16 protein-coding genes are annotated in these 16,357 nt (G+C 60.4%); 9 read left to right on the top strand and 7 right to left on the bottom strand.

Translation table 11 applies throughout. The annotated features are described in order from the left end of the window. Nucleotides 1–11: 11 nt before the first annotated feature. The 5 genes from P1U48_RS13395 to P1U48_RS13375 all read right to left on the bottom strand — a co-directional run bounded on the left by P1U48_RS13395 (nt 12) and on the right by P1U48_RS13375 (nt 6,924). On the bottom strand, nt 12–2,189 hold the full coding sequence (locus P1U48_RS13395; RefSeq protein WP_301069568.1) for a ParB/RepB/Spo0J family partition protein: 2,178 nt from the start codon (nt 2,187–2,189) through the stop codon (nt 12–14). A 169-nt stretch (nt 2,190–2,358) separates the two neighbouring features. Next, entirely contained in the window at nt 2,359–3,573 is a 1,215-nt protein-coding gene (gene repC / locus P1U48_RS13390; protein WP_301069582.1) for a plasmid replication protein RepC, read from the bottom strand. Nucleotides 3,574–3,786: 213 nt separating this feature from the next. Continuing rightward, nucleotides 3,787–4,719: a plasmid partitioning protein RepB gene (gene repB, locus P1U48_RS13385; RefSeq protein ID WP_301069566.1), complete on the bottom strand. Its 933-nt coding sequence runs from the start codon at nt 4,717–4,719 to the stop codon at nt 3,787–3,789. Then, complete coding sequence (gene repA, locus P1U48_RS13380) at nt 4,703–5,896, bottom strand: plasmid partitioning protein RepA (RefSeq protein WP_090271132.1); 1,194 nt, start codon at nt 5,894–5,896, stop codon at nt 4,703–4,705. Before repA ends, repB begins: the two co-directional genes overlap by 17 nt. Nucleotides 5,897–6,039: 143 nt before the next feature. Further along, the gene (locus tag P1U48_RS13375; RefSeq protein ID WP_090271131.1) at nt 6,040–6,924 is read right to left on the bottom strand and encodes a recombinase family protein; all 885 of its coding nucleotides are present in this window, start codon (nt 6,922–6,924) and stop codon (nt 6,040–6,042) included. Nucleotides 6,925–7,168: 244 nt separating this feature from the next. On the opposite strand from P1U48_RS13375, the gene P1U48_RS13370 reads away from it, so the two are divergent. Then, nucleotides 7,169–8,218: a hypothetical protein gene (locus P1U48_RS13370; RefSeq protein ID WP_008282910.1), complete on the top strand. Its 1,050-nt coding sequence runs from the start codon at nt 7,169–7,171 to the stop codon at nt 8,216–8,218. Nucleotides 8,219–8,391: 173 nt separating this feature from the next. Here the strand turns inward: P1U48_RS13370 and P1U48_RS13365 are convergent, their stop codons facing one another. Next, on the bottom strand, nt 8,392–9,711 hold the full coding sequence (locus P1U48_RS13365) for an MFS transporter (protein WP_301069564.1): 1,320 nt from the start codon (nt 9,709–9,711) through the stop codon (nt 8,392–8,394). An 8-nt stretch (nt 9,712–9,719) separates the two neighbouring features. After that, entirely contained in the window at nt 9,720–9,980 is a 261-nt protein-coding gene (locus P1U48_RS13360; protein ID WP_007120627.1) for a metal-sensing transcriptional repressor, read from the bottom strand. A gap of 501 nt (nt 9,981–10,481) precedes the next feature. Between P1U48_RS13360 and P1U48_RS13355 the strand changes: the two genes are divergently transcribed. From P1U48_RS13355 to P1U48_RS13320, 8 genes are all read left to right on the top strand, one after another. Continuing rightward, the gene (locus tag P1U48_RS13355) at nt 10,482–11,210 is read left to right on the top strand and encodes a HupE/UreJ family protein (protein ID WP_301069562.1); all 729 of its coding nucleotides are present in this window, start codon (nt 10,482–10,484) and stop codon (nt 11,208–11,210) included. A 17-nt stretch (nt 11,211–11,227) separates the two neighbouring features. Next, nucleotides 11,228–11,851, top strand: a complete 624-nt coding sequence (locus P1U48_RS13350) for a hypothetical protein (protein ID WP_007121517.1) — start codon at nt 11,228–11,230, stop codon at nt 11,849–11,851. A gap of 655 nt (nt 11,852–12,506) precedes the next feature. Further along, nucleotides 12,507–13,946: a multicopper oxidase family protein gene (locus P1U48_RS13345; RefSeq protein ID WP_301069561.1), complete on the top strand. Its 1,440-nt coding sequence runs from the start codon at nt 12,507–12,509 to the stop codon at nt 13,944–13,946. A gap of 40 nt (nt 13,947–13,986) precedes the next feature. Then, a complete protein-coding gene (locus P1U48_RS13340; RefSeq protein WP_301069560.1) occupies nt 13,987–14,442 on the top strand; it encodes a DUF411 domain-containing protein in 456 nt (151 codons plus the stop codon). Between the two features lie 66 nt (nt 14,443–14,508). After that, complete coding sequence (locus P1U48_RS13335) at nt 14,509–14,643, top strand: hypothetical protein (protein WP_301069559.1); 135 nt, start codon at nt 14,509–14,511, stop codon at nt 14,641–14,643. Between the two features lie 154 nt (nt 14,644–14,797). Next, the gene (locus tag P1U48_RS13330; protein ID WP_037929512.1) at nt 14,798–15,223 is read left to right on the top strand and encodes a cytochrome c; all 426 of its coding nucleotides are present in this window, start codon (nt 14,798–14,800) and stop codon (nt 15,221–15,223) included. Next, nucleotides 15,220–15,816, top strand: coding sequence for a DsbE family thiol:disulfide interchange protein (locus tag P1U48_RS13325; protein ID WP_301069557.1), 597 nt, complete (start codon nt 15,220–15,222; stop codon nt 15,814–15,816). The genes P1U48_RS13330 and P1U48_RS13325 overlap by 4 nt, the downstream gene beginning before the upstream one ends. Continuing rightward, the gene (locus P1U48_RS13320; RefSeq protein WP_301069556.1) at nt 15,813–16,325 is read left to right on the top strand and encodes a TlpA disulfide reductase family protein; all 513 of its coding nucleotides are present in this window, start codon (nt 15,813–15,815) and stop codon (nt 16,323–16,325) included. Before P1U48_RS13325 ends, P1U48_RS13320 begins: the two co-directional genes overlap by 4 nt. Nucleotides 16,326–16,357 lie beyond the last annotated feature (32 nt).

The following is a 16,357-nucleotide window of genomic DNA, read 5'->3' as shown; positions in this document are numbered from 1 at the left end:
AGTGGATCACGTTATTCCGCGGCCAGCATCGACGCGCTTTCAGCAGGCAGGTCATCCGTCAGGAATGCAGGAAGGTCAGCTTCACTGACACTGTCAGCCACTTCGGCATCCGCCCCCAGCCCTTCGGCACAGTCCTCACCGTGTAGCGCCACGAGATCGTTCCGGCGCAGGACCTCGGGCAACCAGCCGCTGCCCTTCAGCAAGCGCTCGGCCTCACTGGCCATCTCGCTCTTCTTCAGGTGATCGAGGAGTTGGGCAGTCCCCTCCCCTTTCGCCTCGCGCACGGCCTCAAGGATGCGCGCCTTGGGCACGCGGTTGAGATAGGTGTCCACCGTCGGCTCCCAGCCCGCCTCGAACATGTCGAGACCTGTGGCACGCGCCACGAGATCGGCATGCGCCATACGCCGGGTCAGACCCCCAGCGGAGATGCCTGCCCCGTAAGGGTTCACCTTCTCATGCAGCGCGTTGACGCCGAAGCTGAGGCAATGCGCCAGCAGGGCCAGCCGACTGCCCTGGTCGAGGATCGTCAGATAGTCCCAGAGTGCCGCATCATCGCCAAGCGGCAGATCGGCTTCCCATTCCGCGTGACGCTCGTCGACCAGCTTTGCCACCACGCTGTCCTTCAGATCCGGCGCCTGCGCCGACATGTAGACCTGACGCACGGATGCCTCGAGACAGCTGCCCGAAGCAGAGGAGGTGCGGAAGGTGTCCGTCACCAGCTTCAGAAGCAGCAGCGTCAGCGCGACATCCGGCGAGCGCCCGATCGCTTCACGCAGCGCCAGCGTCCGGTGGGCCGTCAACTCCATGACCAACCGCTCGGGCAGGGGCTTCAGCGCTCCGTCATCCTCATCCTCCGGCAGGTCTGCGCCAATCTGCTGGCCACCCGACATGATGACGGTTCCGCCATAAGCGGCACTGGCATGGTCATCGGTGAGATCACGATCAGCCCCCTGCCCCGCAACCGCAGGATCAGTACCGTCCTGGACCGCGGTCTCCTCAACGGGCTCATCCTCTGGACGCACATACCCGCGATAGACTGCCAGCGCGCCGTAGCGGTCGAGCGTGACGAACGCCCCTGCCCGCCCGATCTCCTCCGCGTCGAATATCAATGGCCTAGCCTCAAGTTTTTCCATGGCGACCTCTAACACGCCAAGACGCGCATCGATCTCGTCAGGCAATTCATCCTGACCCGCGTATTCCTCTTCCAGCGCCCGATACTCGGCGAGCAGCTTGGCATGGGCCGCGCCTTCGTCATCCGTCATCGGTGCCGGATCACCTGATAGAGACCGAAGGCCGTGGCTGTAGCCGTAGGGCAGGTCAAGCGCGACCTCGATCCACTTCCAGCCCTCAACCGCAACCGTCTCAGCCTCGGCCTGGAGTTTTTCCGTCACCAGCCGATCGAGCAGGGCAGGGTCCTCGAGCCAGCCACCGTCATCGCCCTGGAAGAGGTCATGCAGCATCGTGCCACCCGCCGCTTCATAGGCCTCACCGCCCACAAAGACCGCACGCCGGTCGGACGCCCGGACCGAGGTCTCTGTCAGCATGCGCCGGATTTGGAATGGCTCCTTGTTCCAGGATGAATGGATCACATCCCAGACCTGAACCTGACGCGCGTGATCGGGGTTCACGGTGAAGGCCATGAGCTGCTCCAGCGTCATGCCATCCTCGGCATAGATCTCAAGCAGGGCAGGGGCGACGGAGGCAAGTTTGAGGCGCTGCTTCACGATCTGCGGCGTCACGAAGAAGGCGGCGGCAATCTCTGCATCGCTCTGACCCTTGTCCCGTAGCGCGACAAACGCGCGGAACTGGTCGAGCGGGTGCAGAGCGACGCGCTGCATGTTTTCTGCAAGGGAATCGTCCTCGGGCAAGATCGCGGACGCAGCATCCCGCACGATGCAGGGAATGGGCGTGGTCTTTGCCAACCGCTTTTGCTTCACCAGCAAGAACAAAGCTTGGAACCGGCGGCCTCCCGCCGGGATCTCAAACTTGCCGGTCTCCGTACCATCGTCAGCCAAGACGGGCCGCACGCTCAGGCTCTGCAACAGACCTCGGCGGGCGATGTCTTCGGCGAGTTCCTCGACGGACACGCCAGCCTTGATGCGCCGCACATTGGACTGGCTCAACACCAGCTTGTCGAAAGGGATATCCCGGGACGGGGACAGCGTGATTTTCCGGACAGCTTTGGTCATCAGATCTTCTCCACGACGGGCGCCGGAAGCCACTCTCCCGATCTCACTTCCCGTCACCCTCAAACCAACACTCCTTTCCCTCTCGATAATCGGATGGTTGCCAAGAGGCGACTTAACAGCTGTTAAGTCAGGCCAACTGAGCACCGACGACGTCGAAACTTAACAGCTGTTAAGCCGCACTTCGCCGTCCGGTCAGCGCCATGACCATCGGCCCGCAGGAAAACTCGCCAGCCGCAGCCTTGGACGTCAGCGCCCGCAAGTATCCACCCGGTGATCTGATGTCGGAAAAACGTTCCAGCATGGCCACGACGACGATCGAGGCTTGCTCTGGTCCCATACAGCGCTGCGCTTCTTCCCAAGCGGAAACACTGATCCCCATGGCCGGCCGTATATGACAAGCCGCGTCGAAAAGCTGGTGCCAATGTCGAACGTCGCCCTGATAGAAAGTCTTGAGCGAGGGACAGCTGGCAATCACCAGGTGAAGTGGGATTTTCGGCACCCGCCTAGTGTCAGGCTCTTCAACGTCAGCCACAGGCTCACCCGTATCAACATCAAGCGCGCTGCCCGCCGTCGCCTCGCCTTTTTCTAAGGCAGGTTCAAGATCTATAGATTCTTTATTTGAATTATGATGGTGACGCTCAAAATGGGCATCATTGGTGTTCATTTCTTCTGTTTCAGGGCCGTCAATGACATTACGTGCCTGGTCAAGGAGGGTCTCCAGTTCAGTCCGGAATGCCGACAGATCCTCAAGCGAAAGCTTGCGGCGAAGAGCGCGGGCTGTGAGGGCGGCCGTATCGCTGAGCTGGTCCCATAGGCCAAGCCCGGGCTGGATCTCCTCGCCGAACTCCGCCAGAGCGGCTAGGTCGCGACGCATGAGGCTCACCACCTCCCTCAGTCGCCGCACACGGTCCTCAGCCTCACGCACAGCCTCTGCGGCCCGTGCAATCTCCTCTGCCCGGCAATAGAGCGGGGAGAGATCAAAGCCGAAAGCCACGCGATCTTCGCCACGCTTGCGCACATACCGCTTCCCGTTGGGGCTATCGCGCCGCATGAGCAAGCCTGCGTCGACCAACCGGGCGAGGTGACGGCGCATCGTCGAGCAAGGCATGCCGTTCAGCCGCTCGCAGATCGCCTTGTTGGATGGGAAGACGACCATTTCGGTGTTCCCGCCAAGCGCATCGTCCGGAAAGAAGCTGAGAAGTCCCTGAAGAACGGTCAGATCGCGCTCGGAAACCCCAAAGGCTGCCTGCGCCTTGGACAACTCGCGGAGGAGCTCCCACTTGTTGACGGGCTTGCCTGGAACAGATGCCTCGGGCCGCTCGATCACGCGCAGATGGGCGTGCGATATCGGCCGCATAAACGGCGAAATTGGTGTGTACTCCATGAAAATATTCACGAAGGCAAAATTTGAGTGGCCCGCGAATCGCTTTGCGCTTGCGGGAGAGGGGCCAGATCGCTACATTCAGAGGTGCGAAAACTGAAGTTTTGTAGCGGGCTGGTCCCGTTCGAAACCTAATTAAGGTCTCGTGAAGCTAGCTTCTCGGGGCCTTTTTCATTCTTGCCTGTATCGTGCCTCCTTTTTGTTGGTTGCTCTTCCTCAGTCTTCTGAGCGCTTCCAGCGCTCATGAAGCTCGGTAAGCAGCTGCGGGGCGTTGCCCTCAAGCCAGCTGACAAATTCAGTATCCTCGGACTTCAACTCGAGCTTGAGTTGCTTGCCACGGCGTCCGGTCGTGACGGTTGCAGCACCGACCCCCGGAATGATCATTTCAGGCTGGCTGCGCGAGCGAATCGAGGAAGTGGAGTGCTCGGTCTTCCCTGCCGCAGAAAGGACTGCCAAAAATGCCCGGTCGGACTTCTCATCTATTCCACCCGAATGGATTGACTTGGTTTCATTGGCCAAGGCTGCGAGTCGCTCGTGGTCCACATCTGCAGCCCCAATACACTTCTTGAGTTCCTCCCATCGGGGTCGGCCGATCCCAGGTGCCGCACCGATGGCCAGGACAAGATCTTCTCCTACGGTGCGGACAACGCTTAACAACTGCGAAACCCCAGCCTCGGTCAGATTGAGAACCTCGGCAACGCCCTTGTTGGTGCGCTCTGACTCGCCCAAGTGGTCTCCATCAAGCAAGGCAGCGGCTACGAGCGCGCGTTCGATAAAGCTCAGATCTCGCCGCTCCTGGTTTTCCAGCAACTGATCGCGAAGCGCCTGATCACCCTCCATTTCCGTGACAATTGCGCGGACCTTGATCCCAAGTTCTCTGCAAGCCTCAAGGCGACGGCGGCCATAGATCAGGCTGTAGCGATCACTCTCAAGTGGGCGCACTAGAATCGGAACACGTTGGCCGTTCTTGAAAATCGATGCCCTCAGACCCTCGATCTCGATCTGAAGTCGGTCATCTAACCGACCTGCAGTCTCGATATGACCGGGGTCGATTTCGAAAACACCACCTCGGAGCCTGCGCCCCTCAAGAGCGTCGGGCGCGTTGCGCAGGGTCTGCAAGGGCAGACCAAGTTTAGGCTTTCTTGCCATTGCGTCCCCACGTGTTCTGAATGATCGCAGCGATCTCGTCGTTGACGCCGTTCATGGAATCGATCGCGCGATCGAAAGTCTGGCGCGTGAATTCCTTCTTGTCGGCCTCATAGAGCGTCTGCTTTGTGAGCCCCGCATCCGAAATCGCAGTCGATTCGACCATGTGATTGGTCAGAACGGACCTGCCGAAAAGGCCCCGGATGAAGGCAATGACCTCAGTTTGCGGTGCGTCGCCCACCTTGTAGCGGGTTGGCAGGAAACGCAGCCAGTCAAAGCGAAGGTTTGCGCCGGCGTCCCGGATGACGCCAAGCAGATCAGCGGTCATGCGCAAAAACTGCGACATAGACATGAGATCAAGCATCTGTGGGTGAACGGTGACAAGCACCCCGGATGACGCCGACAAGGCAGACATGGTCAGGAAGCCAAGCTGCGGCGGACAGTCGATGACGACGACGTCATAGTCTGCTTCAACACTATCGAGCGCATCACGCACACGGGCAAAGAACGCGCGGGCGCCGCCTCGCTGGATGGCAGCCGGCGTCTCATGTTCGAATTCCATGAGCTCTAGGTTCCCGGGGATAAGGTCGAGGCCTCGGATGTAGGTTTTACGGATTACTTCAGAGATCGGGACCGGTTCATCATAGCGAACTGCGTCATACAGCGTTCCACCCTCCATCAGGTCCAGCTCAGGCTGGATGCCATGCAGCGCGGAAAAGGATGCTTGGGGGTCCAGATCGATCGCAAGGACACGATATCCCTTGAGAGCCAAGCGCTGCGCAAGGTGAGCTGATGTTGTCGTTTTCCCGCTGCCGCCTTTGAAGTTCACAACGGAGACAATCTGAAGCTCGTCACCGGCACGCCGCCCCGGCACGTAGGTCCCAGGCTTCTTCGCGTTTGCCTCTAGGGCGTGGCGGATCTCCCAGATATCATCGAGTGTATACCGACGGTGGCTGCCCGCGGTGGTTTCGACGTCAGCGATCTTTCCTTCTCGATGAAGCTTGCGAAGGTAGGTATGATCGACGCCAAGCAACTCTGCCGCCTCGCCGCTAGTCAGGCTGCGCATGACTTTCTTGGCGTCGGGAGGGAAGTGGGCCGCACGTTGCGCATGAAGGTTTGACGCGAGAAGCTCTGCGTAATGCCCGATGGCAATGTCCAGGTCCTGCTCAGCTTCGCTCATCTCTGCCTCGATTCGTGGGCGCGTTTTTTATGTGACCGCGCGTTATTTATCGAGACTATTGCCCGAGCTATCAGATTCGTGCAAGCTCTTTCTAGATATGGTGTGGTTCAATCACACAGGCACAAGCGCAGGCACTACTCAATTCAGTCAAGCAACCCAAGTTTCTCAGCGCGCTCCAGAAGCATTTTCACCGATGACGGCTGCCACTTGGACCTTCCGCGCGGTGTCCGCTCACGCATAGTCTCCAGCCGATCACAGATGGCCTGTAGGGTCATGTCGGGTTTGGCGCCCTTGATGCCTGCGACAATGGCGGGCAGGCGATCGTCCGTGTCGCGGCGATTTGCCCGACCGACGACCGTCGTCGGCAGAAAACCGTCGCGGACATAGGCGTTCACGGCGCGCAACAGGCGGCTTTGCGTCCAACGCCGCGCCTCGGGCAAGGGGCCGTTGATGATGCGCAGCACATCCTCCCAAGCCATATCAGGGCGCAGCCGGCGTACATGCGGTACCCAGTCTTGCGCGGTCTCGTTTAGTCGTTCCATATATCCGTCCTGCCGCGCCAGCCGCACCTTGCGCTGTGCGGCAGGGTCTCGCGCGCGCAGGCCCGGATTGCCGCCCACGCGTCCTTTGGTCTTTGCGCTCGCCAAGCCGGCCTTCGTGCGTTCCCGGATCAAGGCACGTTCAAACTCGGCCGCGGCCCCCAGAACCTGCAGCGTGAACTTGCCCTGCGGCGAGGCAGTGTCGATCGGGTCTTGAATGGAGCGAAAGAACACGCCCTTCGCCTCAAGCTGCTCGATCACCTCCAAGAGATGCGACAGCGATCGCGCCAGACGATCAATGCGCACGACAACCAGCGTGTCGCCCTTGGCCACGCGCTCCAACACGCGCGCAAGGACCGGCCGCGCACGATTTCCGCCCGAGGCCTGTTCTTCATGGATCTCGGCGCAACCCGCAGATTTCAGGGCCTGCGACTGGGGCAGGGGGGTTTGATCCTCGGTTGAAACGCGCGCGTAGCCTATCAATGGCATCAAAACAGGCCTTTTGCAGTTTCATATAGCGCCAATAAACGACCGTTTGAAAACGAATGCAAGGGCGTGCACTGTGGCGCTGCTCAGCAGAGAACCCTTGGTTTCCATACGCTGAGCGCGATCAGCGAGCTCTCGCAGACCATCGCGCGCCCGTGCTATATAAGGTGTGCAGGCGCACTCTGACAAAACACTTTGGTAAAATGCAAAAGTGCGGTATTTTGCATACATGAAGACTCAAGTATCTATGCAGTATGATATTTTTTACGATCCTCTTGTGAATGCGGAGGGGCTTGAAGAGACGTCTGAGGACGACCTGTGGTTCCTGCCCGGTCCGATGGACGAGGAGCCAGATTATCTGCCGCCCGGACCTAGGGCAGAGCTTCGTGAAACCGCAGTCCTCGACGATTGGCGGAAGGCAGAGGCGGGCAATGCCGCGCGTCTCGCCCGTGTGGCTGGCCGGATCGGCGCGCTGGACGACCGGCTGCGCCGTGGCCCGAAAGGTTGGCGGCACAGGCTCGCGCTGATGGAGGCGGCAGACCTCAGCTGGTTTGTAGGCGACCGAATTGGCCCGGATCGGCTGGCGCTCTGGAAATCCATGCGCTTGTCCGGCGTGCAGGACGACACCGCGGCGCTCGCGCGTGTCGGATGGGCAGTGCGGCGTCTTACAGGCGGCCTTGGACCGGAAGTGGACCTGTCCGCCTTCCTCGACCGCCGCGACCCCGAGAACCTCGGCGTTGAAGCCGAACCGTTCGCGGAACGCGCGGGCGGTTGGCTCGATCTTATGGCGCAAGCCGCCGATCTTCACCCAGTCACGCGCGCTTGCATGGGCTTCCATCTCTGGAGTCTCGCGGGCCTCGGGCAGCACGGCGACCGGATGGAAGCGGCGGTCACAGCCGCACGGATCGTGGCCAGTGAGGGCAAGGGGGCGCTCTTCGCGCCTTTGGCCATGGGCGGGGCAGGAGGATTGCGCTCCGGTGGCCCACCCGCTGACCGTCTGTCTCGTTGGCTTGACGGGATGGAGACCGCATGCCTGACCGCAATGCGTCACCTCGATGATATCGAGGCATGGTCGGCGAGGGCGGAAGCCGAGATGAGCCCGCTTTCCGGCCGCACGCCCCCGGCCTTGTGCGCGGTACTTACCGAATGGCCGCTCGTGTCCGCTCCGATGGCCGAGGCCCTGATCGGCGCCAGCCGGGCTGCCATCCAGCGCAACCTTGCTTGGATGGAAGCGCGTGGTCTGATCCACGAGATGACGGGGCAGGGGCGGTATCGGATGTGGAGGGTCGCAACTTAAGCCGTGCTCTTTGTCGGGGGGCCGACAGTTTATGTTAGAGTCAACGCTTCTGTCCGCCAAACTTGCAGACAATTCGCGCATCGAGCCCACTTTGATGAATTTTGCTCGAAGCACGAATGTCCGCATGGATGAAAACGAACCGCCCGTGTCCAGTCTTCGTCTCTTGCTGCGGCTTATAAATGCGTGGCCCAGCGAGGATGGCTCTCGTCAATGATCAAGGCATGGCTGTGCCTGCGATGTCCCCTTAGGTGGGGATGGTCGAGTGGCAAATTATCGTGGGTGTGCTCAAGCTCAACGGGATCGCCGGACGGCCAGAGTTTCAGCGCTGCGAGCATTCCGAAGGCGGCGATGAGGGCCAGTCCGATCAGTGCGGGAACGACACCATAGACTGTCAGCAGCCATCCCGACAGCGGATAGGTCACAAGCCAGCAGGCGTGGGACAGCGCGAATTGCGCCGCGAAGAGTGCCGGGCGGTCCCCGGCGTGGGCGGAACGGCGCAGCAGTCGGCCGGAAGGGGTGAGGACAGCGGAATATCCGAGCCCCACCAGCAACCAGGCTGTCAGAAGGATGGACCAGCCAAGGCCCGCTCCAAGGACCGTCAACGCCAGACCGACCAGAGGAGCCACCATCAGCGTGGCTCCGCCGAACATCACGGGCCGGTCCGGCAACACATCGAGAACACGCGGCAGGACCAGCGCGGCGATCATCGACCCTGCGCCGAAGGCGAACATCGTCCAGGCCAGAGCACTTTCCGAAAGGCCGAGCGAGCCGCGCACAAGAACGACGGTATTGACCAGCACCATCGCACCTGCCGCCGCCGCCGCGAGGTTCAATGCCAAGAGCCCGCGCAAGCGGGGCGTGGCCAGATAGATGCGGATGCCGCGCGTAGTGCGGTCATAGACACCGCGCGGCTCGGATGGGCGGGGACTGGGCAGCACGACCGAAACAACCAGAAGGGCCGATGCGGCGAAACCGAGGACCGTGCCGAGGAAAAGCGAATTGTAGGACATCACCGCGAGCAGAAGGGCCGCCAGCGTCGGGCTGACGATGTTTTCCAGATCGTAGGCCAGCCGCGACAGCGACAGCGCGCGGGTATAGCGCGCCTCTTCGGGCAGAACGTCCGGGATCGTCGCCTGAAAGGTCGGCGTGAAGGCGGCGGAAGCCGATTGAAGAAGGAAGATCAGGACGTAGACCTGCCAGACCTCGGTCACGAAGGGCAGTGCGAGCGCGACACCGGCACGCACCAGATCGAGCGTCACCAGAAGCGCGCGGCGCGGCACGCGGTCTGCGAAAGCCCCTGCAATGGGCGCGATGCCCACATAAGCAACCATCTTGATGGTGAAGACTGTGCCGAGGACCAGCGCCGCCCCGTCGCCCGAAAGATCAAAGGCGAGCAGGCCGAGTGCGACTGTGGCGAGTCCGGTACCCAGAAGGGCTACGACCTGTGCCAGAAACAGGTGCCGATAAGTGCGGTCGGAGAGAATATCGAGCATGGTCAGCCTCAGAGATATCGGGCGATCGCCCGCAACTCGGCGCGATCAGTTTCAGAACTTTCAACGTCGATACAATGGTCCATGTGATCATGGATCAGCGCACGCTTGGCGTTCGTCACGGCCTTTTCGACCGCTTGCATCTGCTGAGCAATCTCCAGACAGGGTTTGCCCGCCTCGATCATTTCGATCACGGCGCGCAAATGGCCGTCAGCGCGTTTCAGCCGGGCGACAAGGGCGGGATGGGTTGCATGGACTGGATGTTTTGTCATAAAGTATTTCTATCCCCCCCGGGAGGATAGAACAAGATGGTGCCACGACGCACCACGCTAGAGACGGGCAGACGGGCAGATCCTATGGATACCTTGAGGACAGTTGTAAACGCCGCGTTTGCGACACTCTTATGTTTGGCCGTACTCCTCTGGTCTGTGGTGCCCGCAACCTCGCACGCACCCTCAGTCATCGGCGTCCTTCAAGAGCACGCAGAAATGGTTGCTGAGCACGGTCATTCGCATGGACTGGAAGAAGACCTCGCCTGGGCCATGCATGGACATAGCCATGACAGCATCGATCACGATCACAGTCAGGCGGTCGTGCCTGGCCCCGACCGATCGCCGCACCCGCTCGATATTTATAGAGCCGCATGGCCGTTGAGTTCGGCCACGTCGAACCCCTTGCAGACATACCAAATCGAAAGACCTCCGCGCGTCTGATCGACTGCGTGCCAACAGCGCGCTGCATTCGATCATCAACACATATGCGGAGTTCAATCCATGAATACAGTCCACCAGGGCTGGACCGATCCCGGCATACGCCGGATCGTGATCCTGTCCTTCATTGCCCTTTCGGCGCTCGTCCTGGGTGCGGAAAACGCTCTTGCCCATGCCGTCACAGAAGGTGACGCAGGCTATATCCAGGAAATCTGGGGGGTGAACATCATCCCCTTCATGTATCTCGGCGCCAAACACATGGTCACGGGATACGATCACATCCTGTTCCTGCTCGGCGTCGTCTTCTTCCTCTACAAGATGAAGGATGTAGGCATCTATGTCAGCCTCTTCGCCCTCGGGCACTCGACCACGATGCTGGCCGGTGTCTGGTTCGGCTGGGGCATCAACGCCTACATCATCGACGCGATCATCGGCCTTTCGGTCGTCTACAAGGCGCTCGACAATCTCGGGGCTTATCAGCGCTGGTTTGGGTTCCAGCCGAACACCAAGGCCGCAACGCTGATCTTCGGCTTCTTCCACGGCACGGGCCTGGCCACGAAGATCCTAGACTACGAGATCGCGTCAGAGGGCCTACTGGCCAATCTTCTGGCGTTCAACGTGGGCGTCGAGCTTGGCCAGATCATGGCGCTTGCCGTGATCCTCATCGTCATGGGCTTCTGGCGGAAATCCCCAAGCTTCTTCCGCCAAGCCTACACCGCCAACGTCGTCATGATGTCCATGGGATTCATCCTCATGGACCTGCAAATCACCGGCTACTTCGTAGCCACCTGAGAATTTAGGAGACCAAAATGTTTAACGCAAAAAAACCGAGCCTTGATGAGCTTCCCAGCTCCGCGCAGCTTATCCGTTCCACTGCCATTGCGGCGGCCAGCGCCGTTGCGATCCTTGTGACCGTCGTGCTGCCTGCCGAATACAACATCGACCCGACCGGGATCGGCGGGGTTCTCGGGCTGAGCGAGATGGGTGAGATCAAAGCCCAGCTTGCGGAGGAGGCCGAAGCCGACAGGCTGTTGGAGATCGAAGCCGAAGAGCAGTCGAGCCTTATGAACGATATCTTTGGACTTTTTGTCGGCACGGCATATGCACAGGAGGCCGAAATCTGGCGTGACGAAACCACCTTTACGCTTGCACCCGGCGACAGTGCCGAGTGGAAGCTGGTCATGGAAGAGGGCCAGACGGTGGAATACCGAATGCTGGTCGATGGCGGTCGGGTGAATTTTGACATGCACGGCCACGGCGGCGGCAATTCGGTGACCTATGAAAAGGGCCGCGGTTCGACGGGCGACGAGGGCGAGATCATCGCGGCATTCGACGGCGAACACGGATGGTTCTGGCGGAATCGGGACAGCCAGCCCGCAACCGTGACTGTCCAGGTGCGCGGCGAATACACCGAATTCAAAGACGCAAGTTGACACAAGGGCAGCCACCCGCATGAAAAGATGCGGGTGGTTGCCTGGCTCCGAAACAGACCTTGGATGAGTCCGCAGTCTCGCCTCAGATTTTCCCCCGAAACCAACCTCGGGCATCTTTTGGCCAATCAGTGAGTACCCGCGTGGCAATGTCACGCCTATGTTACGGGATACTTCTTGACCTCCCCCTACTGGAAGCTTGCATAAGGATCGCATGATCTGCGTTTTCCGCCTCATTTTGATTCTTGCATTGAGCTTCGGTGCCGTGGTTGCGCCGGATGTATCGGCAGCGAATGCGGCTGAGGCAGCAATGGCTCAGATGGTGGGCGCTGAAAGCGGGGACGACCATTGCGGCGGATGCGATCCGATCGGATTTGCTGACGGGATAACCTGCGAGGGTGGGTGTACAGTCCCTTGTGGCGCGGGAACTACGGCCGGTATCGTAGCTCGTACGTCAGCGATGACGCTTGAGATGGCCTTCGGTGTTGTCATCCCGGTCGCGGGACCTGTGATCCCGATTGGCGCGGTTCCCTCCCTTGATCCATTTCCTCCCAAGCTGCCTGTCTGAACCTGATAGCGGCCTCGCTTGTTGCGGGGCCTGACCGTTGCCTTGGCCGAAGCTGGCTGAGTGCGACCCTTTCAGATCAAGGCAGAAGTAATGACCCTCAACAGACTGATTTCACGACGGCACGTGCTGCGCACCGGTGCCGCTTTCACGGCCATATCCACTCTGTCACCGGCACGAGTAGCGATGGCAGGTCCGACAGAGGACCCATTCTTGCTACGCGCTGCGGCCGGACAAGCCGCCCTGCGACCGGCACCCTACGGCCCTACCGACGTCTGGAGCTACAACGGATCCCTCCCCGGCCCCGAGATCCGGGTGCGGCAGGGAGACCGAATTCGGGTTCTGGCCCGGAACGGGCTAAATGAAGGGACGACGGTCCACTGGCATGGCATTCGCACACCCAATGCGATGGACGGTGTGCCGTTCCTGACACAGGACCCGATCCCGGTCGGTGGCGAGTTTCTCTACGAATTCGATGCGCTGGACGCAGGTACATTCTGGTATCACCCGCACCAGCGCAGTTCGGAACAGGTCGGGCGCGGGCTTTACGGGCCGCTGATCGTCGAGGAAGCAAACCCGATCCGCGTGGATCGCGATTTGACCTGGATGCTCGATGACTGGCGGATGACCGGCGACGGACAGATTGCGACAGATTTCGGAAGCCGGCACGACGCGATGCACGGCGGTCGTATCGGCAATTCCGTGACGATCAACGGCCAGATCCCTGACCGTATCGCCGTGCGATCCGGAGAACGCATCCGCCTGAGGTTGGTCAACGCAGCCAATGCCCGGATATTCGGGCTGGATTTCGGGGGGCTTGCGCCGGTCGTCGTCGCTCTGGACGGTCAACCCGTGTCACCTCATGTACCAGACGATGACATCGTGGTGGTCGGTCCGGCCATGCGTGTCGATCTGGTGATTGATATGACCGGCAAGCCCGGAGAGAGCCTGACCATCACCGATGTCTTCTACAGGGATCTGGAATACCGTTTGGTCGATCTCGCCTACGGGCCGGATCGGTTACGGGACGCGGTCCCGGACTGGTCGATGGAACTGCCACCCAACCCGCTGGCCGAACCCGATATGCAAGCTGCCACGCGGCATCAGATCATCTTTAATGGCGGCATGATGGGGCAGATGATGATGGGCGGCGGCATGGGGTCCATGATGGAGCAGATGCGCGAAGGCAACATGTGGTTCATCAACGGCAAAGCAGCAACGGGGCACATGATGGATCCATTGCTGGTCCTGCCGCAGGGCACGTCGCATGTGCTGCAGATGGACAATCGCACCGCGTGGCATCACCCGATGCATCTTCATGGACATTCGTTCCGTGTGATCACACGGAACGGGCAACCGACACGGCATCGCGAATGGCAGGACACCGTCCTGATGGCACCGGAGGAACGGGTCGAGATCGCCTTCGTGGCGGACAATCCGGGAGACTGGATGTTCCATTGTCACATCCTGGAGCACCAGGCGGCCGGCATGATGGGCGTCATACGTGTCGATCCCGGCGCGACCAAAACCTGAAACAATCTCACGTATCAATGACCACGAAAGGAAAGAACCGATGAAAAAAATAGTTGGACTTGCCAGTCTTGGCACCGCAGGAGCCGCCGCTGTGTTCGCCATGAGCCTGAATGCCGCGCCTGTCGCAGCGCAAGAGGCCACGCTCTACAAGAACCCGCAATGCGGATGCTGCGAGAGCTATGCGGACTACCTCCGCGAGAACGGCTTCACGGTCGAGGTGAAGCCGACCCACGATCTGGTTCAGATCAGCCGTGATGCAGGTATCCCGGACAGTTTCCAAGGCTGCCATACGACCTTTCTGGGAGACTACGTCGTCAGCGGTCATGTGCCAATCGATGTCGTCAACAAGTTGCTTGATGAGCGCCCGGACATTGCCGGTCTTACACTTCCCGGCATGCCGTTGGGATCGCCGGGTATGGGTGGCGCGAAGCAGGAACCGTTCAAGATTTACACCGTCGAAGAAGATGTGAACCCGACCGTCTATGCGGTCGAATGATCAATCGCGAGGTCTGGTGCGATCCCGTGCCTGACCGGTTTCAAGGGAAAGCAAAGGATGAAGTGCATGATGATGGATGGTGGAATGATGGGTGGCGGCATGATGATCGCGATGGGACTGGTTTGGTTACTCATCGTGGCGGTGCTGGTGCTCGCGGCAATCGCCCTGGTCAAATACATCCGCTCGGACAACGGGAAATAGAAATGCGCCGGGATGCGGAATGAGGGCGCCAACAGTGGCGACAGTTTGTTGTCGATGGGATTGGTCTAGGCGAATTGCGTCCTGCTTGTCGTGGCATCGCTCGTGGCACTCTTCATCCTTTGTATGTGGATCGCAAGAAGAAGGCACAAGCGACATGAAAATTACCATTAGGCTCGCAGCACTTTTGCTGGCTGCAACGGTCTTGCCCGTTTCGGCGCAGGATGACTCGCTCGCGGGCGAACGCCTTTATCAGGAGAATTGCGCCAGTTGCCATGGCGCAAACCTGGAGGGGCAGCCCGATTGGCGCTCCAGATTGCCGAACGGCCGGTTGCCTGCCCCGCCGCATGACGCCTCGGGCCATACTTGGCACCATACGGACCGCGTGCTTTTGGACATCGTGAAGCGCGGAACGGCGGCGATTGTCGGGAATGGCTATGAAAGCGACATGCCCGGTTTCAAGGAGGTGCTGACGGATGAAGAGATCACGGCGATCATCGATTACATCAAGAGCACATGGCCCGATCGGATCCGCGCTTCGCAGGAAAGCCGTACCCTTGCGGATGAGCAGGTGCAGCCATGACGCAAGAGGTCGTCAGCAAAATCGACCCCGTACCGCGGCGCAGGATCTCCGGGTTTGTGCTGGTGCCGCTGATAGCTTTTGCCCTCATGGTCTTGTTCGGCTGGGGGCTTTTCAGGGGCGGCGACGACTTGCCATCGGCGCTTCTCGACAAACCTGTGCCGGAGTTTGCGCTTGCTCCGGTGCTCGGCCGCGAGGAAGGTCTTTCGACGCAGGACCTGATCGGCCATGTCTCGCTGGTGAACGTCTTTGCCTCGTGGTGTGTGCCCTGTCGGGCCGAACACCCGCTGTTCATGGAGCTGAGCGCCACCGGTGAGGTGCCGCTCTACGGGATCAACTACAAGGACCCACCCGAGCAGGCGCGCGCCTGGCTCGACGAATTGGGCGATCCCTACGCGCGCATCGGGGCCGACATCGACGGACGTGCTGGCATCGAATGGGGCGTTTACGGCGTGCCCGAAACCTATGTCATCACGTCCGACGGCACCATCGCCTACCGCCATGTCGGACCGATCACTCGGGCAATCTTGCTCGAAACCCTGTTGCCGATCGTCCGGGATCTGAAAAACCAATCTTTCAAGGAGCCAACGCCATGAAATATCTCAAAACGGCGCTGCTCGTCTGGGCATTGTCCGTCGGCGCGGCGTTTGCCGGGCCGCAAGGCTTCGCACTGCACGACACGCCGCAGCCGGTGATCAATGTGCGATACGAGACCGAAGACGGCAGCCGTGGGGACATGGAGGATTTTCGCGGCAAGGTGATCCTCGTGAATGTTTGGGCAACCTGGTGCGTGCCATGCCGTGAGGAAATGCCGACGCTGGATGCGCTTCAGGCGGAACTTGGCGGCGACCGTTTCGAGGTTGTCGCCCTGTCCATCGACCGGGGCGGATCGCCCGTCGTGCGGCGTTTCTACGACGAGATCGGTGTCACCAATCTCAAGATGTATGTCGACAAGACCATGCTGTCGATGACCGCGCTGCGCACCGTCGGTCTGCCGACAACGATCCTGATCGACGCGCAGGGGCGGGAGCTTGGGAGACTGGTCGGCCCGGCCGAATGGGATGATCCCGAGATGGTCTCCTTCTTGCGAGGCTTTATCGAATAAGCGCCCCTGAAAGAGCGCCGCCCGCCCTTGAC

It is taken from the genome of Pseudooceanicola sp., from assembly GCF_029213205.1.
Taxonomy (GTDB): domain Bacteria; phylum Pseudomonadota; class Alphaproteobacteria; order Rhodobacterales; family Rhodobacteraceae; genus Pseudooceanicola.
Note: the sequence above shows the minus strand (reverse complement) of the source record. Positions and strands in the feature narration are given on the sequence as shown.